At 70.1% G+C, this 25,381-nt stretch carries 23 protein-coding genes and 1 pseudogene; 13 read left to right on the top strand and 11 right to left on the bottom strand.

Annotation, left to right across the window (positions count from 1 at the left end; all coding sequences use genetic code 11):
* Positions 1–6: 6 nt before the first annotated feature.
* The 3 genes from arsB (at position 7) to arsA (ending at position 3,225) form a co-directional block, all read left to right on the top strand.
* A complete protein-coding gene (arsB, locus tag KAK06_RS03025; RefSeq protein ID WP_210800326.1) occupies positions 7–1,038 on the top strand; it encodes an ACR3 family arsenite efflux transporter in 1,032 nt (343 codons plus the stop codon).
* Between the two features lie 67 nt (positions 1,039–1,105).
* Positions 1,106–1,471: an arsenite efflux transporter metallochaperone ArsD gene (gene arsD, locus KAK06_RS03030; RefSeq protein WP_210800327.1), complete on the top strand. Its 366-nt coding sequence runs from the start codon at positions 1,106–1,108 to the stop codon at positions 1,469–1,471.
* Positions 1,472–1,473: 2 nt separating this feature from the next.
* On the top strand, positions 1,474–3,225 hold the full coding sequence (gene arsA, locus KAK06_RS03035; RefSeq protein ID WP_310741020.1) for an arsenical pump-driving ATPase: 1,752 nt from the start codon (positions 1,474–1,476) through the stop codon (positions 3,223–3,225).
* A gap of 5 nt (positions 3,226–3,230) precedes the next feature.
* Here arsA and KAK06_RS03040 read toward each other — a convergent pair whose 3' ends face one another.
* On the bottom strand, positions 3,231–3,728 hold the full coding sequence (locus KAK06_RS03040) for an ArsI/CadI family heavy metal resistance metalloenzyme (protein ID WP_210800328.1): 498 nt from the start codon (positions 3,726–3,728) through the stop codon (positions 3,231–3,233).
* Entirely contained in the window at positions 3,725–4,060 is a 336-nt protein-coding gene (locus tag KAK06_RS03045) for an ArsR/SmtB family transcription factor (protein WP_210800329.1), read from the bottom strand. Before KAK06_RS03045 ends, KAK06_RS03040 begins: the two co-directional genes overlap by 4 nt.
* 142 nt (positions 4,061–4,202) lie before the next feature.
* On the opposite strand from KAK06_RS03045, the gene scpC reads away from it, so the two are divergent.
* Both scpC and KAK06_RS03055 read left to right on the top strand, forming a co-directional pair.
* Positions 4,203–5,708 (top strand): succinyl-CoA:acetate CoA-transferase ScpC, encoded by a 1,506-nt coding sequence (gene scpC / locus KAK06_RS03050; protein WP_210800330.1) that lies wholly within the window; start codon positions 4,203–4,205, stop codon positions 5,706–5,708.
* A 249-nt stretch (positions 5,709–5,957) separates the two neighbouring features.
* Positions 5,958–6,264 (top strand): annotated as a pseudogene (locus KAK06_RS03055) (chloride channel protein); the annotation flags it as partial.
* Here KAK06_RS03055 and KAK06_RS03060 read toward each other — a convergent pair.
* From KAK06_RS03060 to KAK06_RS03075, 4 genes are read right to left on the bottom strand one after another with little or no spacing between them, the layout of a single operon-like run.
* Positions 6,206–6,733 (bottom strand): MarR family winged helix-turn-helix transcriptional regulator, encoded by a 528-nt coding sequence (locus KAK06_RS03060; RefSeq protein WP_310741021.1) that lies wholly within the window; start codon positions 6,731–6,733, stop codon positions 6,206–6,208. The pseudogene KAK06_RS03055 and the gene KAK06_RS03060 sit on opposite strands and share 59 nt — an antisense overlap.
* Positions 6,730–8,286, bottom strand: a complete 1,557-nt coding sequence (locus KAK06_RS03065) for a mechanosensitive ion channel family protein (protein WP_210800332.1) — start codon at positions 8,284–8,286, stop codon at positions 6,730–6,732. The genes KAK06_RS03060 and KAK06_RS03065 overlap by 4 nt, the downstream gene beginning before the upstream one ends.
* A 17-nt stretch (positions 8,287–8,303) precedes the next feature.
* Positions 8,304–9,083, bottom strand: coding sequence for a 2-keto-4-pentenoate hydratase (locus KAK06_RS03070; RefSeq protein ID WP_210800333.1), 780 nt, complete (start codon positions 9,081–9,083; stop codon positions 8,304–8,306).
* Between the two features lie 11 nt (positions 9,084–9,094).
* On the bottom strand, positions 9,095–9,727 hold the full coding sequence (locus tag KAK06_RS03075; RefSeq protein ID WP_310741022.1) for a tRNA-uridine aminocarboxypropyltransferase: 633 nt from the start codon (positions 9,725–9,727) through the stop codon (positions 9,095–9,097).
* 82 nt (positions 9,728–9,809) lie between these two features.
* Between KAK06_RS03075 and KAK06_RS03080 the strand changes: the two genes are divergently transcribed.
* Together KAK06_RS03080 and KAK06_RS03085 are read left to right on the top strand one after the other, a co-directional pair.
* Complete coding sequence (locus tag KAK06_RS03080) at positions 9,810–10,451, top strand: DUF2242 domain-containing protein (RefSeq protein ID WP_247652612.1); 642 nt, start codon at positions 9,810–9,812, stop codon at positions 10,449–10,451.
* Between the two features lie 35 nt (positions 10,452–10,486).
* Positions 10,487–10,816, top strand: coding sequence for a hypothetical protein (locus tag KAK06_RS03085; RefSeq protein WP_247652613.1), 330 nt, complete (start codon positions 10,487–10,489; stop codon positions 10,814–10,816).
* Here KAK06_RS03085 and KAK06_RS03090 read toward each other — a convergent pair whose 3' ends face one another.
* Both KAK06_RS03090 and KAK06_RS03095 read right to left on the bottom strand, forming a co-directional pair.
* Complete coding sequence (locus KAK06_RS03090; RefSeq protein WP_210800336.1) at positions 10,817–12,157, bottom strand: sigma-54-dependent transcriptional regulator; 1,341 nt, start codon at positions 12,155–12,157, stop codon at positions 10,817–10,819.
* A complete protein-coding gene (locus tag KAK06_RS03095; RefSeq protein ID WP_210800337.1) occupies positions 12,150–13,976 on the bottom strand; it encodes a sensor histidine kinase in 1,827 nt (608 codons plus the stop codon). Before KAK06_RS03095 ends, KAK06_RS03090 begins: the two co-directional genes overlap by 8 nt.
* Before the next feature lie 270 nt (positions 13,977–14,246).
* Between KAK06_RS03095 and KAK06_RS03100 the strand changes: the two genes are divergently transcribed.
* The 5 genes from KAK06_RS03100 (at position 14,247) to KAK06_RS03120 (ending at position 19,105) form a co-directional block, all read left to right on the top strand.
* Positions 14,247–15,176 carry a branched-chain amino acid ABC transporter permease gene (locus tag KAK06_RS03100; protein WP_210800338.1) on the top strand — a complete coding sequence of 310 codons (930 nt, stop codon included), beginning with the start codon at positions 14,247–14,249 and terminating at the stop codon, positions 15,174–15,176.
* 89 nt (positions 15,177–15,265) lie between these two features.
* Positions 15,266–16,288 (top strand): branched-chain amino acid ABC transporter permease, encoded by a 1,023-nt coding sequence (locus KAK06_RS03105; protein WP_375140874.1) that lies wholly within the window; start codon positions 15,266–15,268, stop codon positions 16,286–16,288.
* A 13-nt stretch (positions 16,289–16,301) separates the two neighbouring features.
* Positions 16,302–17,069 carry an ABC transporter ATP-binding protein gene (locus KAK06_RS03110; protein ID WP_210800340.1) on the top strand — a complete coding sequence of 256 codons (768 nt, stop codon included), beginning with the start codon at positions 16,302–16,304 and terminating at the stop codon, positions 17,067–17,069.
* 17 nt (positions 17,070–17,086) lie between these two features.
* Complete coding sequence (locus KAK06_RS03115) at positions 17,087–17,800, top strand: ABC transporter ATP-binding protein (RefSeq protein ID WP_210800341.1); 714 nt, start codon at positions 17,087–17,089, stop codon at positions 17,798–17,800.
* Between the two features lie 201 nt (positions 17,801–18,001).
* On the top strand, positions 18,002–19,105 hold the full coding sequence (locus KAK06_RS03120) for a branched-chain amino acid ABC transporter substrate-binding protein (RefSeq protein ID WP_247652634.1): 1,104 nt from the start codon (positions 18,002–18,004) through the stop codon (positions 19,103–19,105).
* 58 nt (positions 19,106–19,163) lie between these two features.
* Here KAK06_RS03120 and KAK06_RS03125 read toward each other — a convergent pair whose 3' ends face one another.
* The 3 genes from KAK06_RS03125 to KAK06_RS03135 all read right to left on the bottom strand — a co-directional run bounded on the left by KAK06_RS03125 (position 19,164) and on the right by KAK06_RS03135 (position 23,917).
* On the bottom strand, positions 19,164–20,861 hold the full coding sequence (locus KAK06_RS03125) for a methyl-accepting chemotaxis protein (RefSeq protein ID WP_210800343.1): 1,698 nt from the start codon (positions 20,859–20,861) through the stop codon (positions 19,164–19,166).
* A 192-nt stretch (positions 20,862–21,053) separates the two neighbouring features.
* Positions 21,054–22,325 carry an esterase-like activity of phytase family protein gene (locus tag KAK06_RS03130; RefSeq protein ID WP_210800344.1) on the bottom strand — a complete coding sequence of 424 codons (1,272 nt, stop codon included), beginning with the start codon at positions 22,323–22,325 and terminating at the stop codon, positions 21,054–21,056.
* Positions 22,326–22,495: 170 nt separating this feature from the next.
* Entirely contained in the window at positions 22,496–23,917 is a 1,422-nt protein-coding gene (locus KAK06_RS03135; protein WP_210800345.1) for an aminotransferase-like domain-containing protein, read from the bottom strand.
* 215 nt (positions 23,918–24,132) lie between these two features.
* Between KAK06_RS03135 and glyA the strand changes: the two genes are divergently transcribed.
* Positions 24,133–25,380 (top strand): serine hydroxymethyltransferase, encoded by a 1,248-nt coding sequence (gene glyA / locus KAK06_RS03140; RefSeq protein ID WP_210800346.1) that lies wholly within the window; start codon positions 24,133–24,135, stop codon positions 25,378–25,380.
* Position 25,381 lies beyond the last annotated feature (1 nt).

Here is a 25,381-nt window from a genome sequence, read left to right on the forward strand (position 1 = left end):
CGTTGCATGAGTTTCTTCGAGCGCTACCTCAGCGTCTGGGTCTTCCTGTGCATCGTCGCCGGCATTGCACTGGGCCAGGTGATGCCCGGTCCGGTGCAGGCCATCGGTGCGATGGAAGTCGCGAAGGTCAACCTGCCGGTGGGCGCGCTGATCTGGGTGATGATCATCCCGATGCTGCTGCGCATCGATTTCGGCGCGCTGCACCAGGTGCGCCAGCACTGGAAGGGCATCGGCGTCACGCTGTTCGTCAACTGGGCGGTCAAGCCCTTCTCGATGGCGCTGCTGGGTGGCCTGTTCGTGCGCCAGGTCTTCGCACCCTGGCTGCCGGCCGATCAGCTCGACAGCTATATCGCCGGCCTGATCCTGCTGGCCGCGGCGCCGTGTACCGCGATGGTCTTTGTGTGGAGCCGGCTGACCAATGGCCATCCGCTGTTCACGCTCAGCCAGGTGGCGCTCAACGACCTGATCATGGTGTTCGCCTTCGCGCCGCTGGTGGGCCTGCTGCTGGGCCTGGCCAGCATCACCGTGCCCTGGGACACGCTGCTGGTGTCGGTGGGGCTGTACATCGTGGTGCCGGTGCTGATCGCGCAGGGGCTGCGCCGGGCGCTGCTGGCGCGCGGCCAGGCCGCGTTTGACGCCGCGCTGGCGCGCATCGGCCCGTGGTCGATCGGTGCGCTGCTGGCCACGCTGGTGCTGCTGTTCGCCTTCCAGGGCCGGGCCATCCTGGCGCAGCCGCTGGTGATCGCGATGCTGGCGGTGCCCATCCTGATCCAGGTGCTGTTCAACGCCGGCCTGGCCTACGGCCTGAACCGCTGGCTGGGCGAGGCCCACTGCGTGGCAGCGCCGTCCTGCTTGATCGGCGCCAGCAACTTCTTCGAGTTGGCGGTGGCGGCGGCGATCAGCCTGTTCGGCTTTGAATCGGGCGCCGCACTTGCGACGGTGGTGGGCGTGCTGATCGAGGTGCCGGTGATGCTGCTGGTGGTGCGCTGGGTCAACCGCAGCAAGGGCTGGTACGAGGCCGCCGGCGCCGCGCGCTGAACCTGCGCCGGATCAAGCCCGGCGGCGCGGCCTGGCGCAAGATCAAGGCCTACCCACAGGAGACACGATGAGCACACTGGACGTTTTCGAACCCGCGATGTGCTGCCCCAGCGGGGTGTGCGGCGTGGACGTGGACCCGGTGCTGGCCCAGTTCGGCGCCGACCTGCAGGCGCTGGCCGAGGCCGGCGTGACGGTGCAGCGCCACAGCCTGAGCCACGCGCCGCAGGCCTTTGCGGCCCACCCCGAGGTGCTGCGCGAGCTGCAGGCCGGTGTGGAGCGGCTGCCGATCGTCGTGGTCGATGGCCGCATCGCCTCCACCGGCGTCTACCCCGGCAAGTTGCAGATGATGCGCCTGCTGGGCCTGCCCATCAGCACCGCTGACAAACCGCACATCAAGCTGGGCGCCTGCGGCTGCGCGCCCGGCCAGTGCTGAGCGTGGCGCCGCGGCTGCCGCAGGCCGACACCCGCTGCCTGTTCTTCACCGGCAAGGGCGGCGTCGGCAAGACCTCGCTGGCCTGCGCCACCGCCTGGCGGCTGGCCGAGGCTGGCCGGCGCGTGCTGCTGGTCAGCACCGACCCGGCCTCCAACCTCGACGAGGTGCTGGAGACTCCGCTGAGCGGCGACCCCACGCCGGTGACAGCGGTGCCGGGCCTGAGCGCGCTCAACATCGACCCCGAGGCGGCTGCGGCCGCCTACCGCGAGCGCATGGTCGGCCCCTACCGCGGGGTGCTGCCCGAGGCCGCGCTGCGCAGCATGGAGGAGCAGTTCTCCGGCAGCTGCACGGTCGAGATTGCTGCCTTCGACGCCTTTGCTGCGCTGCTGGCCGGCCAGGGTGCGGCAGCCGGCTTCGATCACGTGGTCTTCGACACCGCGCCCACCGGCCACACCCTGCGCCTGCTGAGCCTGCCCTCGGCCTGGAGCGGTTTCCTGCAGGACAACCGCAGCGGCACGTCCTGCCTGGGGCCCTTGTCGGGCCTGGCGGCGCAGCGCGCGCTGTACGCCCAGGCGCTGGCGGCGCTGACCAACCCCACGCTGACCACCCTGGTGCTGGTGGCCCGCCCCGACACCGCCGCGCTGCGCGAGGCCGAGCGCACCCGCCATGAACTGGCCGACCTGGGTGTGCGCTCGCTGGCGTTGGCGCTCAACGGCCTGCTGCAGGTGCCTGGCCCCGACGCGGTGGCGCAGGCCATGGCCGCGCGCCAGCAGGCGGCGCTGGCGGCGATGCCCGCCGGCCTGGCGGCGCTGCCGCGCAGCGAGACCGGCTTCATCCCGCGCGGCCTGGTGGGACTGGCGGCGCTGCGGGCCTTTCTGCATCCGGTGGCGCAGGTCGAATCAGTGACGGCCGCTGAGCCTGTGGACATGCCCGGCGGCCTGGGCCCGCTGCTGGCCGAGATCGAGGCCGGCGGCCATGGCCTGGTGATGACCATGGGCAAGGGCGGCGTGGGCAAGACCACGGTGGCGGCGGCGCTGGCGGTGGCGCTGGCGCGGCGCGGCCATCCGGTGCTGCTGTCCACCACCGACCCCGCAGCGCACCTGGAAGGCGCGCTGGGCGCTGCGGTGCCGGGCCTGCAGGTGCAGCGCATCGACCCGGCGGCCGAGGTGGCGCGCTACCGCGCGGCAGTGATGGACCGCGCCGGCGCCGGCCTGGACGCCGCGGCCCGCGCCTTGCTCGATGAGGACCTGCGCTCGCCCTGCACCGAGGAGATCGCGGTCTTCCACGCCTTTGCCGCCACGGTGGCGCAGGCCCAGGGCCGCTTCGTGGTGCTCGACACCGCGCCCACCGGCCACACCATCTTGCTGATGGACGCCGCCGAGGCCTACCACCGCGAGGTGCTGCGCAACCAGGGCGAGTTGCCCGAGGCCGTGCGTCAACTGCTGCCGCGGCTGCGCGATCCGGCCTACACGCGGGTGCTGATCGTCACCCTGCCCGAGGCCACGCCGGTGCACGAGGCCGAGCACCTGCAGCACGAGCTGCGGCGCGCCGGCATCGAGCCCTTTGCCTGGGTCATCAACCAAAGCCTGCTGGCCAGCGGCACGGCCGACGCGGTGCTGGCCGACCGCGCCGCGCGCGAGGCGCCGTTCATTGCCCAGGTGCTGCAGCGCGCGGCGCGCCGCACGGCGCTGCTGCCCTGGCAGTGCGAGGCGCCGGTGGGCGCCGATGCGCTGGCGGCCCTGGCGGCGCGCTGAGTCGCTCAGCAGCAGGAGGACTTCGGGCCGGCGGCAGCCAACGGGATGCCGATCGGCTTGCCGCGCGTCACCGGCGCGGCCTCGGACTTCGGCGCACAGCAGGCCGACTCGGCGCTGGCCGCACGCGCCTCGCTGAAGACCGGGATGTCGCCCAGCGTGTGGTAGTGCTCCCAGGCGATGCCCTGCGGGTCGGTCACCCAGTGCTTGTCGCTGCGGGCATAGCAGCAGGTGGTGGCGCCTTCGTCCAGCAAGGGCGCATCGGCGGCCTCGGCGCGGGCGCGCAGCTCGGCCAGTTCCTCGGCGCTGTCGGCCTGGAAGCCCAGGTGGTCGATGCCGGGCGCGTGGCCGCGGGTGGAGATGGCGAAGTTGATGCGTGGGTCGTCGAGCATCCACTTGGCGTAGTCGGGCTCGACGCGCGCCGGCTGGGCGGCGAACAGGCGCGAGTAGAAGGCGATGCTGGCGTTCAGGTCCTGCACATGCAGGTGGACGTGGAAGCGCTTCATGGGGTCTCCGGTTGGGCGAGGGGGGCGGGTTCACAGCAGGCGGCGGCAGCGCCGGCGCAACAGTGGTCGGTGAGGAAGGACAGCAGCGCGTCCATGCGCTCGTAGGCGGCGCGGTAGACCAGGCTGCGGCCGTCGCGGGTGGCCTGCACCAGGCCGGCCTGCGACAGCTCCTTCAGGTGGAAGGACAGGGTGTTGGGCGGGATGCCCAGCGCCTCGGCCAGCAGGCCGGGGTTCAGGCCCGCGGGGCCGGCCACCACCAGCGCACGGAAGGCCCGCAGCCGGTGTTGCTGGGACAGCGCGGCCAGAGCGCGCAGCACGTCTTGTTCATCCATAATTCCAGAATACTGGAAATACAGAGATGGTGCAAGCGGGGTTTGAGGGCCTGTTCCTGCGATTGGGTCGCTGGAATTCAGGGTAAACCCTCATCTGTCGGCGACAATCGCCAGCTTTCCGAACGACCGTTCACTTTCACCGATGTCTTCCCGAGTTCTGAACCGCGCGCTGCGCGACAAGCGCATGTCGGCCGACGAGGCCGCCGCCCTGATCCACGACGGCGACCACGTCGGCATGAGCGGCTTCACCGGCGCCGGCCATCCGAAGACCGTGCCGCTGGCGCTGGCCCGGCGCATGGACGCGGCGCACGCCGCCGGCCAGCCCTTCAAGATCGGCATGTGGACCGGTGCGTCCACGGCGCCCGAGCTGGACGGCGCGCTGGCCCGCGCCAACGGCGTGGACCTGCGCCTGCCCTACCAGAGCGACCCGGCCTGCCGCGACCGCATCAACCATGGCGACATGGACTACATCGACCTGCACCTGTCGCATGTGGCGCAGTACGCCTGGTTCGGCTTCTTCGGGAAGCTCGATACCGCGGTGGTCGAGGTCTCGGGCGTGCTGGAGGACGGCCGGCTGGTGCCCTCGTCCAGCGTGGGCAACAACAAGACCTGGCTGGACCAGGCCGACAAGATCATCCTGGAGGTCAACGCCTGGCAGAACCCGGCGCTTGATGGCCTGCACGACATCTACTACGGCACCGCCCTGCCGCCGCAGCGCCAGCCCATCCCGCTGACCCGCCCCGACCAGCGCATCGGCGAGCCCTATTTCCGCATCGATCCGGCCAAGGTGGTGGCGGTGGTGGAGACGAACCACCCCGACCGCCAGACCGCCTTCAGCGCCCCCGATGACACCTCGCTGGCCATCGCCGCGCACCTGATCGAGTTCCTGCAGCACGAGGTCAAGGCCGGCCGGCTGCCGCCCGCGCTGCTGCCGATCCAGAGCGGCGTGGGCAACATCGCCAACGCGGTGCTGGCGGGGCTGAACAAGGGCCCGTTCCAGGGCCTGTCCGCCTTCACCGAGGTGCTGCAGGACGGCATGCTGGAGATGCTGGAAAGCGGCACGCTGACAAGCGCCTCGGCCACCGCTTTCTCGCTCAGCAGCGAGGCGCTGGCGCGGCTGAACGCCGACCTGGCGTCCTACCGCGGCCGCATCCTGCTGCGCCCGCAGGAGATCAGCAACCACCCCGAGCTGATCCGCCGCCTGGGCCTGATCGCGATGAACGGCATGATCGAGGCCGACCTCTACGGCAACGTCAACTCCACCCATGTGATGGGCAGCTCGATCATGAACGGCATCGGGGGCTCGGGCGACTTTGCCCGCAACGCCTACCTCAGCGTGTTCATGACGCCCAGCACCGCCAAGGGCGGGCGCATCAGCTGCATCGTGCCCATGGTCAGCCATGTCGACCACACCGAGCACGACGTGCAGGTCATCGTCACCGAGCAGGGCCTGGCCGACCTGCGCGGCCTGAGCCCGAAGAAGCGCGCCGCGCTGATCATCGAGCGCTGCGCGCACCCCGACTACCGCCCCGCGCTGCACGACTACTTCGACCGCGCCTGTCGCGGCGCGCCGGGTCTGCACACGCCGCACCTGCTGGGCGAGGCCCTGGCCTGGCACCAACGCTACCTGGCCGACGGCCACATGTGAGGCTGCAGCGCGCGCGTTGGCGACAATGCGCGCGACGATGAGACTCAAGCCCCCACCCCGGCCGCTGGCCCGCCTGCAGCGTGAAGCCTTGGACTGGCGCCGCTGGTGGACGCGCGGCGTGGTGCTGCGGGCGGCCGTGTCATCTGGCCAGGCCTGGTGGCTACCCTTGCTGGTGACACCTGCGCTGGCCGCGGGCCTCGAGTGGGTGACGCGCCGCTCTGGGGCACCGGCTAGGCCTCCACGCGGGTGCTGCCGCTGGTTCATGTGTTGCTGAAGTTCGTGGCCACCTGGTGGACCGCCTGGTCGGGCGTGCCGGCGGGCATCTTCGCGCCCTCGCTGGCAATCGGTGCGGCGCTGGGCAGCAATGTGGCGGTGCTGAGCGGCCACGCAGGCGTCGCTGACGTCCTTCATCATCGTCATGGAGATGGTCGACGGCCACCAGATGGTGCTCAGCCTGATGGCCTGCGCGCTGGTGGCCAGCGGCGTCTCGCGCCTGGTCACCCGGCCTTTGTACGCCGGTCTGGCCGAGGCGCAGCGCTCGCGCCTGCCGCGCTGACCAGGTCGGCCAGCGGGATCGCCCCCGCGTTGCGGGCCGGCGCCAGGCGGGTTAGCAGCAGGCCCAGGTCGTGGTCGAGGCGGGCCAGGGTGTCGGCATCCAGACCGGCCAGCGCATCGGGCAGCACGCCGCTGAACGGACCCGGTGCGCGCGCCAGCACCGCCTGACCGGCGGGCAGCAGGTGCAGTTGCAAGGCGCGCTTGTCGCTGGCGGCGCGCCGGGCCTCCAGCAGCGACAAGGCCGAGAGCGACTTGACCAGGTTGCTGGCGGTGGTCTGGTGGATGTCCATGGCCCGCGCCAGCTCGCCCACGCCCAGGCCTGGCTGCGCCTGCACCACGCTCAGCGCCCACAGCTGGGCGCCGCCGATGCCGGCCTCGCGCTCCACCTGCTGGAAGTGGCGCTTCACGGCATTGAACACCGCACGAAAGCGCCGCAGTACGCGGGCGGCGGCCTGGGCCTCGGTGCTCACCTGGGGATGTCCTCGTGCTGCGGCGGCCGCGCCGGCGCGCGCCACCAGTGGGCCGGCGGCACCAGCACCGGCTGCTCCGGCTGTGCCAGGAAGTGCGGCGACATGATCTGCACGCCATGCCGGTTGAAGGCGTCCTGGATCGCCGCGTGCAGCGCCGACAGGATGGCCACGCGCTCCAGCGGCTGGTCGATGTGCGCGAACAGCTCGTAGACCACGTAGAAGTCGTTCAACGCGCGCTGGTGCACGAAGGCCGCCGGCTCGGTGCGCACGCCGGGCGTGGCGTGCGCGGCCTCGGTGAGCAGCGCATGCACCTGGCGCCAGGGCGTGTCGTAGCCCACCGACACGGTGGTGCTCAGCAGCGTGCCCTGGGTGCCGGCCAGCTTGGAGTAGTTGCGGATCGGCTGGCTGGTCAGCAGGCTGTGCGGCAGCGTCACCTCTTCATTGCGCATGGTCACCAGCTTGACAGCCAGCGCGCCCACCTCGCTGACCACACCCTCGGTGCTGCCCACCGCCACGAAGTCCCCCTTGCGCAGGCTGCGCGAGTACACCACCACCAGACCGCTCATCAGCTGCGTCACCACCCCGCTGGAGCCCAGCGTGACCATCACGCCCAGCAGTACGCTCAGGCCCTTGAAGGCATCGGTGCCGGCGCCGGGCAGGTAGGGATAGGCGGCGGCCAGCGCCAGGCCCCAGACGATCACCGCGGTCAGGCGGCGCGTGGCGCCCACGGTTTCGGCGTGCAGCAAGGGCAGGCGCAGCTTGCCGTCCTGCACCTGACGGAACAGCAGGCCCAGGCCCTCGTGTACCGCGCGGGCCAGCACCATCACCAGGGCCACCGTCAGCAGGCCGGGGATCGCGCCCAGCATGCCGGCCACGGCCCAACCGCCCAGTTGCTGGACGAAGCCAGCCACCTGCTGACTCCAGGGCTGGGTCCAGGGGAAGGCGGCCAGCGCGGCCAGCGTGCCGGCCCACAGGCCCCCGGCGGCCAACAGCCAGCAAGCGGCGGCGCCCAGGCGCCAGCCGATCAGACGCAGGTAGGCGCTGCGGCCGCCGTCGCGGCGCAGGCGCGCGGCATTGCCGCGGTCGTGGCAGGTGCCGTACAGCCGCGCCAGGCCCCAGCCGCCCAGGCCCCACAGCAGCAGCACGCCGGCCACCACCGCGCCACCGCGCCACCACAGCGCCGGCTCGGCCTGGGCGCGGCGCGCCTGCACGGCATCGATCAGCCGGTGGCGCGCGCGCTCGGCGGCGGCCATCAGGCCGGCGTGTTCCTCGGGGTCCAGATCGCTGGTCTGCAGCGTGAACACCGGCTGCTCGCCAACAGTCAGCAGCACCGCTGGCGGATCGGCCTGCGGCACCGGGCGGACCTGGACCTCGCCGGCCAGCGCCGCCTCGTCCAGCGTCTGGAATCGGCGCTGCGCCCGGGTGACGCGCTCGGCCGGATCCAGCCCGCCTTGCGGCGCGCGCAGCTCGACCACCGGGCGGTTGAACAGGCGCAGCTCCTGGGGCTCGGCGGCCCAGGCCGGGCCGGCGGCCAGCATCAGCAGGGCCAGCATCCCATACACGCAGCGGTTCACAGCCACAGTCCCACCTCCCCCAGCCCATCGAACTGCGCCTGCACCCGCTGGCCGCGCGACACCGGCACGCCGCCGCACCAGGCGCCGGTGCTGACCACGGTGCCGGCAGGCACGGTGGCACCATGCCGTGTGAGGTGGCGCAGCCAGCCCGGCAGCAGCCAGGTGGGCGCGCCCAAGGGGTGACTGCCACGGAACCCGATCGGTGCATCGCCGCCCACCCGCAGGCGGCCGGCCTGCGCCGTCCAGTCCACCGCGCACCAGGGCCGCCAGGGCCCCAGGACCAGTGCGCCATGCACCTGAAAGTCGGCCAGCTTCAGCAGCGGCGGCGTGTGGGTCAGCTCGCGCCAGCGGCTGTCGACCACCTCGATCGCCACCGCCAGCGCATCGACCAGTGCCGGTGCCTCGTCGGGGTGCAGGCCCTGGGCGGTGGCGGGATCGACCGACCGGCCCAGGCGCAGTGCGATCTCGGCTTCCACCAGCACCGGCTGCAGCAGCCAGGACTGCGAGCGCAGGTCGGCGCCATCGCCGTGGACGCCCGAGGGCAGCAGCGGCGCGTGCGTCAACGGCACATCGCAGGCGGCGCTGCCGCTTTTCCAGCAGCGCGGCAGCTCGTCGGCGGACCATTCGCCCAGCGCCACGCCCACGGCCTGCTGCAGCGCGTAAGCGGCTTCGGCGTCGGGCAGGGCCAGCGTCCAATGGCTGGCAGGCTCCAGCGCGCGCTGCTGGCGTCGCGCGGTCAGCAGCGCGTCGCGCAGGGCGGCCTGGGTCGGGTGCATGGTGGCCGATGCTAACTGCGTGGCAGCGCCCCGCCCAGGTGCCGCGCCGCCACACGTTCGACGAAGACGCCAAAGGCCTGCAGCAGCGGCGCGCCGTCGAAGGCTGCGCCGTCGAGCTGCCCCAGCGCCTGCACCGTGGCCTCCAGCGTCGAGATCTGGTCGACGCGCCGCGCCGCACGGATCGCCCGGTAGCGGGTGGGCGGCGGCGCGGCCAGCGCCAGCCGAGGCAGCGCTTGCAGCGCTGGGTGCTCCAGCAGCAGGCGCAGGCTCTTGCGCCAGGTGGCGTCGATCACCACCAGGCGGGTGGGCGCCTCGGTCACCCGAGGCCCCTCCAGCGGCGCTGGCGCGGCCGGCACATCCGGGTACAGCAGGCGCGTCACGCGGCCCGGACGGTGCAGCAGCGCGGCCAGCGTCACGGCGTCAAAGCGCTCGCCCACCACCACCTCGCAGTCGGTCAGTGACAGGCGCAGCAGCGCCACGCTGTTCTTCGCCTGGCGCTGCTCCTGCGGATGCTGCAGCACCAGCACCTCGCTGCGGTGCGGCGTGGGGCGGATCAGATCGCACAGGCACGTGGCTTGCGGACGCAGGCAGCGTGCGCAGACCGCGCGGCGGCTGGCGTGGGGCAGGCGTTCGGAAGCGTTCACGCAGGGATAATGGCACGCCCGGTCCGCCGGCCGCGCCTGTGCGGCGTTGAGCCCGGTGATGATGAAACCTGTGTCCCACCGCATGCGCCTGACTCCCCTGATCGCTGTGCTGACGCTGGCCGCCCTGGCCGGCTGTGCGACCCGCGAGGCCAAGAAGGTCTCGGTCTACCAGCGCGAGGGCTTCGAGACCACGGAAACCTACTCGCGCCTGTTCGATGCTCCGGTGGCCGTGACCTGCGAGGCCGCGCGCCGCGCGCTGCTGAGTCAGGGCTACCTGATCGGCAGCCAGCGGCCCGACAGCGTGGCTGGCAGCAAGAGCTTCCAGCCCGATGGCGAGGTGCACATGCAGATCACCTTCAACATCGTCTGCCTGCCCGAGGGCCGTGGCGGGCGCATCGCCACCGCCTTCGTCAGCGCGATCCAGGACCGCTACGCGCTGAAGAAGAACTCCAACTCGGCCAGCCTGGGCGTGGGCGCGCTGGGCAGCCTGTCGATCCCGGTGGCGGCCACCGACGATTCGCTGGTCAAGGTGGCCAGCGAGACCATCCCTGCCGGCCCCTTCTACGACCGCTTCTTCGGCCTGATGCAGCGCTACCTCGAGGATGCGTCCGAGGAAAGCGCCCCGGCGCCATTGATCGAGCCGCCGCCCATGGCCGCGCCGGCCCGCGCGGCCTCGGCCCCGGCGGCTGCAGCGGCCTCCGCACCGGCCTCCGCCGCCTCTTGAAAACCGGCCGGGCTGCCGCCACCTGCGGCAACATCATGGCCGACACCTCTTCCTCCCAGGTTCTGCGGCTGCCGATCGAATGGCAGCCGCTGGTGGTCACCGCCGCGCTGCTGCAGCGCTTCGAGGCGGGCGGGCAGCCGATGGCGCCGCAGCAGTACCGCGCGCTGGCCCAGCAGGCGCGCACCCTGCTGGACGGGGCCACGCCCGGCCCGGCGCTGGACAGCTTGCTGCACGCCTTCCCGGTGCTGAGTGACCTGTACGAGAACAGCCACTACGAGCACGCGGGCCTGTGCCGGCATCCGCTGGACGCCGCGCTGGCGGCCGAGCAGGCCGCGCGCCAGGCGCTGCAACGCGCGGCCTCCTGATCAGCGGAAGCGCTCGGGGTCGATCCCGTGGCGGTGCAGCTTGTCGTAGAGCGTCTTCTTGGGCGTGCCCAGCTGCTGCATCACGTCCTGCATCCGGCCCTGGCAGCGCCGCAGCGCCTGCTCGATCAGCGCCTTTTCCACACGCTCCATCTGCTGCGCCAGCGGCACCACCGGCGTGCGCTCGTCGGCGCCGGGCAGGGGTGAGGCCTCGCCCTCCAGCACGAAACGGTCGGCCGCGTTGCGCACCTCGCGCACATTGCCGGGCCAGTCGTGCGCCATCAGCTCGCGCAGGCGCTCGGCGCTGGGCTCGGGCGGCGGCAGGCCGTAGCGCTCGGCGGCAGCCCGCACGAAGTGGGTGAACAGCAGCGGGATGTCCTCGCGCCGCTCGCGCAGCGGCGGCAGGCGCAGCACCGCCACGTTCAGCCGGTAGTAGAGGTCGGCGCGAAAACGCCCCTGCTCGGACAGCGTCAGCAGGTCGTACTTGGTGGCGGCCACCACGCGAAGGTTGACCGGCAGCTCCTCGTTCGAGCCCAGGCGCGCCAGGCGGCGCTCCTGCAGGATGCGCAGCAGCTTGATCTGCATGGGCATCGGCATCGATTCAATCTCGTCGAGCAGCAGCGTGCCGCCGTTGGCATGCTCGATGCGGCCGATGCGTCGCTTGGCCGCCGAGGTGAAGGCGCCGGCCTCGTGGCCGAAGAGCTCGCTGTCGAGCAGGGTGTCGGGCAGGCCGCCGCAGTTGATCGCCACGAAGTGGCGGTCGCGGCGCGGGCTGTGGTCGTGCAGACAGCGCGCCACCACCTCCTTGCCGGTGCCGGTCTCGCCGTGGATCATCACGTCGGCCGAGGTGGCGGCCAGGCGCAGGATCATGCGCTTGACCTCCTGCATCGCCGCCGACTGGCCCAGCAGCACCGACTCAATCCCGCTGCGCTCGGCCAGCTGCTCGCGCAGCTCATCGAGCGCCACGCGCATCATGCGCCGCTCCAGCGCGCGGGTGGCGGTTTCCACGAAGCGCTCGGGCGAGAAGGGCTTCTCGATGAAGTCGTAGGCGCCCGAGCGCATCGCCCGCACCGCCATCGACACATCGCCGTGCGCGGTCACCACCACCACCGGCATCTCGGGGTCGATCGCCTTGATGCGGTCGAGCAGCGTGAGGCCGTCCATGCCGGGCAGGCGCACGTCGGTGATGACGATGGCCGGCAGGCCAGCGGCCAGCTGCGGCAGCAGTTGCTCGGCGGTGCCGAAGGCCTGCACCTCCAGGCCCGAGAGCTCCAGCGTCTGCACCAGGCTGGCACGCACCGGCGGGTCGTCCTCGACGAAGAGGACCTTGAAGCCTTCAAACATGACTGTCTTCCATCGCGGGCAGATCAAACTCGAACACCATGCCGCCCGCTGCACCCCGGTGCGCACGCAGCGAGCCGCCCATCTCACCGACGATTTTCGACGAGATCACCAGGCCCAGGCCCAGGCCTTCGCCCGCGGGCTTGGTGGTGTGGAAGGGCTCGAACAGGCGCGCCATCGCTGCCTCGTCCACGCCGGGGCCGTTGTCGATCACCTGCACCAGGACACGGTCGCCCAGCGGCCGACCGAGTACCGTCATGCGGGCCTCGGGCCGGCCGGCCAGCGCGTCCAGCGCGTTGCCGCACAGGTTCAGCAGCACCTGCTCCAGCCGGGTGGCGTCGGCGCGCAGTTGCAGGCCGTCGGGCACGTCCAGGTCCACCGTCACCGGCTCGTGGTGCAGGCGGTGCTCCAGCATCAGCAGCACATTGCGGGCGGCGCGCTCCAGCGGCACTGGCTGGGCGTGCAGACTGTCCTTGCGGGCGAAGGACTTGAGCTGGTTGACGATGCGGCCCATGCGCTCGGCCATCTCATCGATGCTGCGCAGGTTGTCGGACACGGCCTGCTGGCGCCCGCCCTCCAGCAGCCGCAACGCATTGCGCGACAGCGCGCGCAGCGCGGTCAGCGGCTGGTTGATCTCGTGCGAGATGCCGGCCGACATCTGGCCCAGCACCGCCATCTTGCCGGCCTGCATCAGCTCGTCCTCGGCCAGCTCGCGCTGGGCGATCTGGCGCTTGAGCTCGTCGTTGGCGCTCAGCAGCTCGGCGGTGCGCTCGTCCACCTGCTGCTCCAGCTGGTCGTGGGCCGACTGCAGTGCATTGCGCGCCTGCAGCAGCTGGCGCATGGCGCGGCGGCGCTGCAGCAGGTAGAGCACCAGGCCGCCCAGCAAGGCGCCCACCGCGGCACCGGCCCAGGCCGCCTGGCGCGCCTGGCGCCACACCTCCGACGGGTCGGACAGCGCCAGCAGGCGGGCGGCCAGCGGCACGATCGGCCGCTCCTGGGCCACGAAGGGCGTTTCGCGCCGCGGGTTGGCGGGGTCGGGGGCGCGCACCAGTGTGGCCCCGGCCTCCAGCAGGCGCTGCACCGGCAGGCGCAGCGACTCCAGCGCCGCGCCGGGATAGCGCGCGGCGTCGGCCACCTCGGCGTCGTCCATGCGCCGGTACTTCCAGGCCGGCACCGAGGACAACACGGCCACCTGGCGTTCATCCACCACCAGCAGTCGCTCGCTCTGCGAGCGCAGGCCCAGGTCGATCCAGGTGGCTTCCAGTGGCGCCAGGTTCAGCACCACCAGCACCCGGCCCAGGGCCTCGCCGCCGGGCGACACCGGCAGCAGGTAGACGAAGTCGGTGGAGCCGTCCTGCGGGTTGGCCACGAAGTAGTCGCTGGCCTCGTCCTGCAGCGCCCGCAGCGCGGTGGCCGGCAGCGGCGCGCTGGCGCCCTGGCTGCTGGCCAGCGGGCGGCCGGCGGCGTCGGCCACCACCACCAGGCTGGCGCCGGAGCGCACGCCAATGCGCGCCAGCGTGCTGGACGCGCGTCGGCGCAGGTCCTCGTCCTGCGGTGCGGCCAGCAGCGCGCGCACGTCACCGTCACCCGCCACCAGGCCAGGCACGAAGGCGCAGCGGCGCAGCTCGGCGTCCAGCGTCGCCGCGTACAGCTCCAGCCGCTCGTTGCTGACCGCCACCAATTGCGCCAGGCCGGCCCGCTCGTTCAGGTTGAAGGCCAGCAGGCTGCCCAGGCCCATGGGTGCAGCCAGCAGCAGGGCCCATACCAGGGGGCGCAGCCAGCGCGTGGCGGATGGAGGGGGCAGGTCGCTGAGGCCGGGCATCGCCCGCTAGTGTGCCTTGCGGCGACCTGCCCTTCGAGTGCGGACCTCCGCACTGGGGTCCTGGGGATGAGTGCGGATTTCCGCCCTCGGCCCGCACCCCGGGGGGGCATGGCCGCACCGGCGCAGGGCTGGCGGGGTCGATCGCGGTCCGCTTCACCTCCAAACCCTCGGGGCTTTCCCTGAACCATCCCGGTGCGCGGCCTGACTGGCACGGCCCGTGCAATCAATCACGCCATCGCAAACCGGCGCCGTGGCGCATCAAGGGGTCCGATGGACATCTTCGTTCAACAAATCATCAACGGTCTGGTGCTGGGCAGCATGTATGCCCTGGTCGCGCTGGGCTACACGATGGTGTACGGGATCATCTCGCTGATCAACTTCGCCCATGGCGAGATCCTGATGGTCGGGGCCATGGTGTCCTGGACCGTGGTCACGCTGCTGGCCGACTCGGGGCTGCCGGGCTGGGCGCTGCTGCTCATCTCGCTGCCCTGCGCGGTGCTGGTGGCGTCGGCGCTGAACTTCGTGATCGAGAAGGTCGCCTACCGGCCGCTGCGCAATGCGCCGCGGCTGGCACCGCTGATCACCGCCATGGGCATGAGCCTGCTGTTGCAGACGCTGGCCATGATCATCTGGAAGCCGAACCCCAAGCCCTTCCCGCCGCTGCTGCCCACCGAGGTCTTCTTCCTCTGGGCCGACGGTCCGGTGATCACCATCACCCAGATCCTGATCCTGGTGACCACGGTGGTGGTGCTGGCCGGCCTGCTGTGGCTGGTCAACAAGACCAAGCTCGGCCGCGCGATGCGCGCCACCGCCGAGAACCCCAAGGTGGCCAGCCTGATGGGCGTGAAGCCCGACTTCGTGATCTCGGCCACCTTCGTGATCGGTGCCACGCTGGCCGCGCTGGCCGGCATCATGTGGGCGCTGAACTACGGCACGGTGCAGCACTCCATGGGCTTCCTGCCCGGCCTGAAGGCCTTCACCGCCGCGGTGTTCGGCGGCATTGGCAACCTCACCGGTGCCATGGTGGGCGGCGTGCTGCTGGGTCTGATCGAGGCGCTGGGCGCCGGCTACCTGGGTGACCTGACCGGCGGCGTGTTCGGCAGCCACTACGTGGAGATCTTCGCCTTCCTGGTGCTGATCCTGGTGCTGACGCTGCGGCCGTCCGGCCTGATGGGCGAACGCGTCGCTGACCGCGCCTGACCAAGGGAGACAACATGTTCGATGACATGAGCAAACAGACCAAGCTGGTGCTGTTCCTGGTGGCGGGAGCGCTGCTGATCGCGCTGCCGATGTTCGTGGCCCCGTTCGGCCAGGGCTGGGTGCGCATCATGGCGCTGGCCCTGCTGTATGTGCTGCTGGCGCTGGGCCTGAACATCGTGGTGGGCTATGCCGGCCTGCTCGACCTGGGCTACGTGGCCTTCTACGCGGTGGGTGCCTACCTGTACGCGCTGATGGCCAGCCCGCACCTGGCCGAGAACTTCGAGTGGTTCCGCAACACCTTCCCCAACGGCCTGCACACGCCGATCTGGCTGGTCATTCCGCTGGCCGCGCTGCTGGCCGGTCTGGCCGGCGTGATCCTGGGCGCGCCCACGCTGAAGCTGCGCGGCGACTACCTGGCGATCGTGACGCTGGGCTTCGGCGAGATCATCCGCGTCTTCATGAACAACATGGAGCACCCGATCAACATCACCAACGGCCCGCGCGGCCTGAGCCAGATCGACCCGATCAAGATCGGTCCGGTCGACTTCGGCAAGCCGCTGGAGCTGTTCGGCCACACCTTTCCGTCGGTGACGCTGTACTACTGGCTGTTCCTGGCGCTGGTGGTGGGCTCGGTGCTGATCTGCCTGCGCCTGGCGGATTCGCGCATCGGCCGCGCCTGGATGGCCATCCGCGAGGACGAGATCGCCGCCAAGGCCATGGGCCTGAACACCCGCAACCTGAAGCTGCTGGCCTTCGGCATGGGCGCCACCTTTGGCGGTGTGTCGGGCGCGATGTTTGCGTCCTTCCAGGGCTTCGTCTCGCCCGAGTCGTTCACGCTGATGGAGTCGGTGATGATCGTCGCGATGATCGTGCTGGGTGGCCTGGGCCACATCCCCGGCGTGATCCTGGGCGCGCTGCTGCTGGCCGCCTTGCCCGAGGTGCTGCGCTATGTGGCCGGCCCGCTGCAGCAGATGACCGACGGCCGCCTGGACGCCGCCATCCTGCGCCAGCTGCTGGTGGCGCTGGCGATGATCACCATCATGCTGATGCGCCCGCGCGGTCTGTGGCCCAGCCCCGAGCACGGCAAGGCCGCGCCGCAGGTCACCAAGTAAGGAGCACCCACCCATGACGACGGTACTCAAGGTCCAGGGGGCCTCCAAGCGATTCGGCGGTCTGCAGGCGCTGTCCGACGTGAACATGCAGATCAACGCCGGCCAGGTGTATGGCCTGATCGGTCCGAACGGCGCCGGCAAGACCACCTTCTTCAACGTCATCACCGGCCTGTACACGCCCGATGGCGGCAGCTTCGAGCTGGGTGGCACGCCCTACAGCCCCACCGCGGTTCACGAGGTGGCCAAGCAGGGCATTGCCCGCACCTTCCAGAACATCCGCCTGTTCGCCGAGATGACCGCCATCGAGAACGTGATGGTGGGCCGCCATGTGCGCACCGGCTCGGGCCTGCTGGGCGCGGTGTTCCGCACCCCCGGCTTCAAGGCCGAGGAAGCCGCCATCCGTGACCGCGCCCAGCAGCTGCTGGACTACGTGGGCATTGGCCGCTACGCCGAGTACAAGGCGCGCACCCTCAGCTACGGCGACCAGCGCCGCCTGGAGATCGCCCGCGCGCTGGCCACCGACCCCAAGCTGATCGCGCTGGACGAGCCCGCCGCCGGCATGAACGCCACCGAGAAGGTGGTGCTGCGCGAGCTGATCGACCGCATCCGCAAGGACGGCCGCACCATCTTGCTGATCGAGCACGACGTGAAGCTGGTGATGGGCCTGTGCGACCGCGTGACCGTGCTGGACTACGGCAAGCAGATCGCCGAAGGCACGCCGGCCGAGGTGCAGAAGAACGAGAAGGTGATCGAGGCCTACCTCGGCGCCGGTCAGCATTGAGCAGGAGCAACACGAACATGGCAGCAACTCTGCTCAAGGTCCGCGGTCTCAAGGTCGCCTATGGCGGCATCCAGGCCGTCAAGGGCATCGACTTCGAAGTGCATGAGGGCGAGCTGGTCAGCCTGATCGGCGCCAACGGCGCCGGCAAGACCACCACGCTGAAGGCGGTGACCGGTCTGCAGCCGGTGGCGATGGGCGACATCGAATACCTCGGCAAGCCCATCAAGGGGCAGGGCGCCTGGGACCTGGCGCGCCAGGGCCTGGTGATGATCCCCGAGGGCCGCGGCACCTTCACCCGCATGACCATCGTCGAGAACCTGCAGATGGGCGCGTACAACCGCGACGACGACGAGATCGATGCCGACATCGAGAAGGTCTTCGGCATCTTCCCCCGCCTGAAGGAGCGCGCCGAACAGCTGGCCGGCACGATGAGCGGCGGCGAGCAGCAGATGCTGGCCATGGGCCGCGCGCTGATGGCCCGCCCCAAGGTGCTGCTGCTCGACGAGCCCAGCATGGGCCTGTCGCCCATCATGGTGGACAAGATCTTCGAGGTGGTCGAGACCATCCACCAGCAGGGTGTGACCATGCTGCTGGTGGAGCAGAACGCCAGCCGCGCGCTGAGCCTGGCTGACCGCGGCTATGTGATGGATTCGGGCCTGGTCACGATGAGTGGCGAGGCCAAGGCCCTGCTGCACGACCCGCGCGTGCGCGAGGCCTATCTGGGCGAATGAGCCCACAAGATGCTTGACTGAGCGGGTTTCCCGCTGCCTGTCCTGGGGTGAGCCGCCCGCGCACCCCGGTCCGGCGGTTTGCTGCGGTGTGGGGCGTGCCCTGCACCGCAGCGAGCCAGCCGGCGCAGGGTGGGTGGCTTCCTATGCAGGAGTAGACAGCTGATGAAGTCGCAATGGAAGCTGAGCGCTGGTGCGCTGCTGATGGTCTCGGTGGGCGTGGCCTTCGCCCAGGACATGGTGGTCAAGATCGGCCACGTGGGCCCCACCAGCGGCGCCATCGCCCACCTGGGCAAGGACAACGAGAACGGCGCGCGCATGGCGATCGACGAGCTCAATGCCAAGGGCGTGATGATCGGCGGCAAGAAGGCCAAGTTCGAGCTGCTGGCTGAAGACGACGCGGGTGACCCCAAGCAAGGCACCGCCGCCGCGCAGAAGCTGGTCGACAGCAAGGTCAACGGCGTGGTGGGCCACCTGAACTCGGGCACCTCGATCCCCGCCTCCAAGGTCTACTCCGACGCCGGCATCCCGCAGATCAGCCCGTCGGCCACCAACCCCAAGTTCACCCGCCAGGGCTACAAGACCACCTTCCGCGTCGTGGCCGATGACGTGCACCTGGGTGGCACGCTGGGTCGCTACGCGGTGGACCAGCTCAAGGGCAAGGTCATCGCCGTGATCGACGACCGCACCGCCTACGGCCAAGGCGTGGCCGATGAGTTCGAAAAGGGCGTCAAGGGCAAGGGCGGCGCGATTGCCAAGCGCGAGTTCACCAACGACAAGGCCACCGACTTCACCGCCATCCTGACAAACATCAAGGCCGTCAAGCCGGACGTGGTCTTCTTCGGCGGCATGGACGCCGTGGCCGGCCCGATGATCCGCCAGATGAAGCAGCTGGGCATCAACGCCAAGTTCATGGGCGGCGACGGCATCTGCTCGAGCGAGCTGCCCAAGCTGGCCGCCGGCGCGATGGCCGACGGCCAGGTGGTGTGCGCCGAGGCCGGTGGTGTCGAGGGCGAGCAGAAGGCGGGCATGGAGAAGTTCCGCACCGACTTCAAGAAGAAGTTCAACGCCGACGTGCAGGTCTACGCGCCCTACGTGTACGACGCCACCAACGTGCTGGTGGCGGCCATGGTCAAGGCCGGCTCGGCCGATCCGGCCAAGTACCTGCCGGCGCTGGCCGCGACCTCGGGCTACAAGGGCGTGACCGGCACCATCTCGTTCGACGAGAAGGGTGACGTCAAGAACGGCGCGCTGACGCTCTACACCTACAAGGGTGGCAACCGCGACCAGATCGCCGTGGTGCGCTGATCCTTCGGGTCACCACAACGCACAAGGGGCGCCGCGAGGCGCCCCTTTTTCATGGGTGTCAGAACGAGGCCCAGTCGTCGTCTGCGTGGGCAGTGGCAACGGCCTCGGCGGGTGTGGCGGCTGGGGCGCGGACGGCTGCCGCGCGTGGCGCGGCCGGGCGCTTTGCCACCGGCGCCGGCATGGCGCGCGGGCTGACCGCGGGCCGGGCTGCGTCGTGCGACAGCTTGAACACTGACACCGTCTCCACCAGCTGCTGTGCCTGTGTCTTCAGGCTTTCAGCGGCGGCGGCGCTTTCCTCGACCAGCGCGGCGTTCTGCTGCGTGACCTGGTCCATCTGGCCCACTGCATTGCCCACCTGGGCGATGCCCGAGCTCTGCTCGACCGTGGCCGACGAGATCTCGGCCACGATGTCGCTGACGCGGCGGATCGAGCCGACGATCTCGTCCATCGTCTTGCCGGCCTGGTCGACCAGCACCGTGCCCTGCTCCACCTGCTCGACACTGCGGCCGATCAGGCTCTTGATCTCCTTGGCGGCGTCGGCGCTGCGCTGCGCCAGCGAGCGCACCTCGCTGGCCACCACGGCAAAGCCGCGGCCCTGCTCGCCGGCGCGCGCGGCTTCCACCGCCGCGTTCAGCGCCAGGATGTTGGTCTGGAAGGCGATGCCATCGATCACGCCGATGATGTCGCCGATCTTGCGGCTGCTGTCGCTGATGCCCTGCATCGTGCTCACCACCCGGCCCACCACCTCGCCGCCCTGAGCGGCGATGCTGGAGGCGCCCTGCGCCAGCTGGTTGGCCTGCTTGGCGTTCTCGGCGTTGTTGCGCACCGTGGAGCCGAGCTGTTCCATCGTGGCCGCGGTTTGCTCCAGCGCGCTGGCCTGTTCCTCGGTGCGCTGGCTCAGGTCGGCATTGCCCTGGGCGATCTGCGCGCTGGCGGTGGCCACGCTCTCGGAGTTGGCGCGCACGCCGGACACCACTGTCGAGAGGTTGTTCTGCATGCGTACCAAGGCCTGCAGCACGCGCGCGGCCTCGTCCTCGCCATCGGCCTGGATGGGTTGACTGAAGTCGCCCGCGGCCACCCGGTCGGCGGCCTCCACGGCGCGTGCCAGCGGCCGGGCGATGGAGCGCACCAGCCACAGGCCGGCCACCACCGCCACGGACAGTGACACCAGCACACCTGTCGCCAGCGACCAGCGGGCCTCGGAGTAGGCCGCTTCAGCCTTGGCGCTTTCAGTGGCGGCTCCCGCGTTGTTCAGCTCGATCAGCTTCAGCAGCGTGGCGCTGGCGCGGTCGTAGACCTGCCGGCTCTCGGTCTCCAGCAGCCTGCGGGCGGTGTCGGTATCGTTCTTGCGGGAAGCCGCCAGCAGCGTGTCGTGCATCGCCAGGTAAGTCTTCCAGTCGGCGGCGAAGCTGTCGTAGAGCTGGCGCTCTTGCGCGCTGCTGATCAGCGCCACATAGGCGTCGCGGTTCTTGTCGAAGTCGGCCTTGACGGCGGCGATTTCCTGTTCCAGGCGCGCCATCTCGGCGTCGTCGGTGCTCAGCACATGCCGCACCTCGCCCAGGCGGAAGTCCGAGGTGTTGGTGTTCATGGCGTTCACCCGCGAGACGCTGGGCAGCCAGTTGGCGGTGATCTCGTGCGTGGAGGCGCGCATCGCGCCCATCTGCCACAGCGCCAGGCCTGACAGGGCCATCAGCAGCGCCACCAGCAGCGCCAAGGTCGCGGTCAGGCGCGTCGTGATCTTCAGGTTGTTCAGCATGCGTGTCTCCAGCGCCGTTTCCAGGTCTTGGGAATGGCCCGGCTGCTCGCTTGGGATGCGATGCGGGCGAGAAAGGGGCGATCGATGATCGCCACTTTGTCGGCAGCTGGCGGCTGGAATTGAGCCCTCTTGCCGGGGCATTTGTCAGATGGGTCACGGCGGACCGGTGCGCCGGCCCGCCGTGCGTGGGCATCAGCGCCCGCTCAGCGACACCGGCAGCTTGATCCGCAGGAACTCGGTGTCATCGGCCGCCAGCGCGCGGCCACCGCCGTAGGGGAAGTTGTTGTCGTTGGCCACCAGCAGCGTGCGGTCGTCGATCACCGTGACGTTCTCGATCGTCACATAGGGCAGCGTGAAGACCTGGCTGCCGTCGCCGTTCAGGTCATGCGGATCGGCCAGGTTCATCAGGTCGACCAGCTCGGTCTTCTGCACGGTGCCGCCCGGCGCCACGCCGTTCAGGTCCACCATAAAGAGCTTCTTGAAGGGCGTGCCGCCACCGGTGTTGGTGGCGCCGTTGCGTTCGATCACGATGAAGCGCTGGTCATCGACGGCCACCATGTCGCCGATGTTGGTGCCCGCGGCCTCCAGCACATAGTGGAAGCGCACACCGGTGTAGGCCTCGTTGACCAGGTCGAACTGGTCCATGCGCAGCGTCTTGGCCGGGTCTCCCGCCACGGTCTTCTCCAGCAGCGTGTAGAGCTGGGTGCCGCTGGCGTTGAGCGCCATGCCCTCAAAGCCACCGCTGCCCGGCAGGTTGGCGTTGGCCTGGCCGCTGAGCACCTCGTGGTTCTCGGGCGCGTAGACGCCCGGCAGCGCGATCGGCGCGCGCAGCAGCGTGCCCTGGGCGTCGGTCTTCAGCAGGTAGGGGCCAAACTCATCGCCCAGCCAGTAGTGGCCGTTGTGGTCGCGGCGGATCGACTCGATGTCGAAATCAGCGCCGGTCAGCAGCCGGCGCTCGCGCACCGCGGCATCCACTTCCGGCTTGGCTGGGTCGTTGTAGTAATGCTCAAAATCAGCCTGGATGGCCCAGGGCACCTGGTGCTGGGCGTCGTTGAATTCCAGGCGGGTGCGGGCATCAAAGGCATCGCGCGGGCGGTCCGACGCCAGGTCGGCCGGGCTGACGCTGCCGCTGCCGCCGCGCGCCGTCTTCCAGTCGATCTTCAGCGTGTAGGCGCGCAGCACCGCATCGGCCGAGTTGGCCTGGGCGCCAAAGCCGTTGTCCACCAGGAACAGGAAGCTGTGGCGCCGCGGCCCCGGCAGCACGCCCGACAAGCCCTGCACCGGCTGCTGGTCCAGATAGGGCGGCAGGTGGGTGCCGTAGGGGTTGGGCGCCGCAAACTGGCCCGAGGTGGGGCCATCGGCAAAGGTGGCGGCGGGCATCAGCGCCCAGCCGGTCAAGGTCTGCGCGTGCGCGCCACAGGCCAGCAGCATCGCAGCGGCCCATGCACAGGTCTTGATGGTCATGTCTTGATCCTTGCGGAGATGGTGACGACGCTGTGCATCGTCGCGACCTGGCGTGTCGATGGCGTGACGAGCGCCATGGGCCGCTGGCAGGGCAGGACTGCAGGCTGTACCAACCCGGTGTCCGCCGAGCGCGGCCGCGCCAGCGCCTGCGAAGCGGTCCGCGCCCTGCCTCAGAGCCAGGTGGACTCCGGGGTGTCCACCAGGCCGGCCAGCTTGGTCAGCACGAAACGCATGCGGTCTCGGGTGGACGCCATGATGGCCACACGCACATGGTGGCGCGCCTCGTCGTCGCGATTGACGGCGAAGGCATCGCCACCCGCGATCAGCAGCTGATGACCACGAGCCAGCGCGGCAAACTGCTCGCCGCTGGACCAGCGCGGAGGCAATCGGAGCCAGATGTGGAACGCGGTGGGTTGCGCGCGGTATTCGAACTGGCCCAGCACCTCGCGCGCCATCAGCTGGCGTGCCCGCGCCTCCTCACGCTGCGCGCGGGCCATCTCGGCCGCGCGACCGCTGTTGATCAGGTTGGTGGCCAGCTGTGCGGCCAGCGGTGACACCATCCAGACGCTGGTCCGCACCGCAGCCGTCATGCGCGAGAGCCACTCTGGCGGACAGTGCATGTAGCCCAGGCGAATGGTCGAGGCCACCGACTTCGACAGGCTGGTGAGGTAGACGGTGCGCTCGGGGGCGAACGTGGCCAGCGGCACCACCGGTGTGGGCGACAGGAAGCCATACAGGTCGTCGTCCAGCAGGATCGTGTCGAACTCGCGGGCCAGCTGCGCGATGTCATGGCGCCGGGCGACCGACATCACCGAAGTGGTCGGGTTCTGGTAGTTGGCGATCACGATCACCATGGCCGGGCGCTCTTGCTGGCACAGCTCGCGCAGGGCGTCCGGCCGCATGCCTTCGGCGTCCAGCGGCACGCCGCGCACACGCCGTCCCAGGCTCAGCACGACCGAGGCCACGCCCGGATAGCACAGCGACTCGCAGAGCACCAGGTCGCCCGGCTGGGTCAGTGCGTTCACAGCCACCCACAGGCCGTGCTGCGCCCCGGCCGTCAGCAGCACCTGCTCAGGACGCGCTGGAAAGCCGCCGGTGTGCATCCAGGCCGCTCCGGCCTGGCGGTGCAGCGGGTGGCCGCCGTCGGGGGTGTAGTCCAGCATGTCGGGCAGGGACGAGGACCGCGCCAGCTCGCCCAGTGCCGCACGCACATGGGGCTCCTGCAGCAACAGATTGGGCTTCACGATCGACAGATCCACCAGTTCCTGACCGATCTCTGACAGCGGTGTGGGCGCCGGCGCTGGCGAGGGCGCCGGGTAGGCCGGCGCCTGGACGCTGTCGAGGACAAAGGTGCCGCGACCGACTTCCCCTTCCACCAGCCCGCGGCGCTGGGCCAGTTCGTAGGCCCGATTCACGGTGCCTGGCGTCACGCCGACCAGCGCAGCCAACTCCTTCAGGGTCGGCAGTCGATTGCCCGGCCGCAGCACGCCGGCGCGGATGTCGCGCTCAAGGGCCGCCGCGATGCGTTCGTAGATGGCTCCGTCAAGGTTCTGGATGTTCGGCGACCAAATGGGGTTCTGGGCTCCTTGCACTGATGCAATGTTAGCAGATTCGTAGTTTATTTGAAACAGTGCAATGTGTCGACCTCGCTGGATCCCCGGTTATTCACACCTTTGGTGCACCGATGAGGCCAATGCCACAGGTTAATGGTCGGACATGTTGACCGATTGAATCGATTCAAATAGAGTTCACATCGATGCGTTTGATTCATTAGATCAATTTGCATCGATGCAATAGGGAGAGACCGATGTACGACATGCGCCGGGACAGCCTGGAGCGCACCGATCCGGCGATCTGGGAGATCGTTCGCCGCGAGTGCCGCCGCCAGGAAGAACACATTGAACTGATCGCCTCCGAGAACTACACCTCGCCGGCGGTGATGCAGGCCGTGGGCTCGCAGCTGACCAACAAGTACGCCGAGGGTTACCCCGGCAAGCGCTATTACGGTGGTTGCGAAGTGATCGACGAGGCCGAACGCCTGGCCATCGATCGCCTCAAGGCACTTTTCGGCGCCGAGGCCGCCAACGTGCAGCCGCATTCGGGCTCGCAGGCCAACCAGGCGGTGTTCTTCGCCGCGCTGCAGCCGGGCGACACCATCCTGGGCATGAGCCTCGCCGAGGGCGGCCACCTGACCCACGGCATGCCGCTGAACATCAGCGGGAAGTGGTTCAAGGTCGCCAGCTACGGTCTGGATCCGCGCGAAGAGATCGACTACGACGCCATGGAGCGCACGGCGCGCCAGCTGCGCCCGAAGATGATCATCGCCGGCGCCTCGGCCTACGCGCTGCGCATCGACTTTGAGCGCTTTGCCCGGGTGGCTCGTGAGATCGGCGCCTACCTGATGGTCGACATGGCGCATTACTCCGGCCTGGTGGCTGGCGGCGTGTACCCCAATCCGGTGCCGCACGCGGACTTCGTCACCACCACCACGCACAAGGGCCTGCGCGGCCCGCGGGGCGGCGTCATCATGATGAAGGCCGAGCACGAGCGTGCGATCAACTCGGCCATCTTCCCTGGGATCCAGGGCGGTCCGCTGGTGCATGTGGTGGCTGGCAAGGCGGTCGCCTTCCAGCTGGCCGCCAGGCCCGAGTTCCGACGCCACCAGCAACAGGTGCTGGACAACGCCCGTGCCATGGCGCAGACCCTGACGGCGCGCGGTCTGCGCATCGTCTCCGGCCGCACCGAGAGCCACCTGATGCTGGTCGACCTGCAGGCCCAGGGCATCACCGGCCGCGACGCCGAGCAGGCGCTGGGCGCGGTCTGCATCACCTGCAACAAGAACTCGATCCCCAAGGACCCGAACAAGCCGATGGTCACCAGCGGCATTCGCCTGGGCAGCCCGGCGATGACCACCCGCGGTTTCGGCATCGAGGAGTCGCGCCAGGTGGCCCACCTGGTGGCCGACATCGTCCAGGCGCCGCAGGACGAGGCCGTGCGCCAGCGCGTGCGCGCGGCGGTCCAGACCCTGTGCGACCGCTTTCCCGTCTACCGCTGAA

It is taken from the genome of Ideonella aquatica, assembly GCF_018069755.1.
Classification (GTDB): Bacteria; Pseudomonadota; Gammaproteobacteria; order Burkholderiales; family Burkholderiaceae_C; genus Ideonella; species Ideonella aquatica.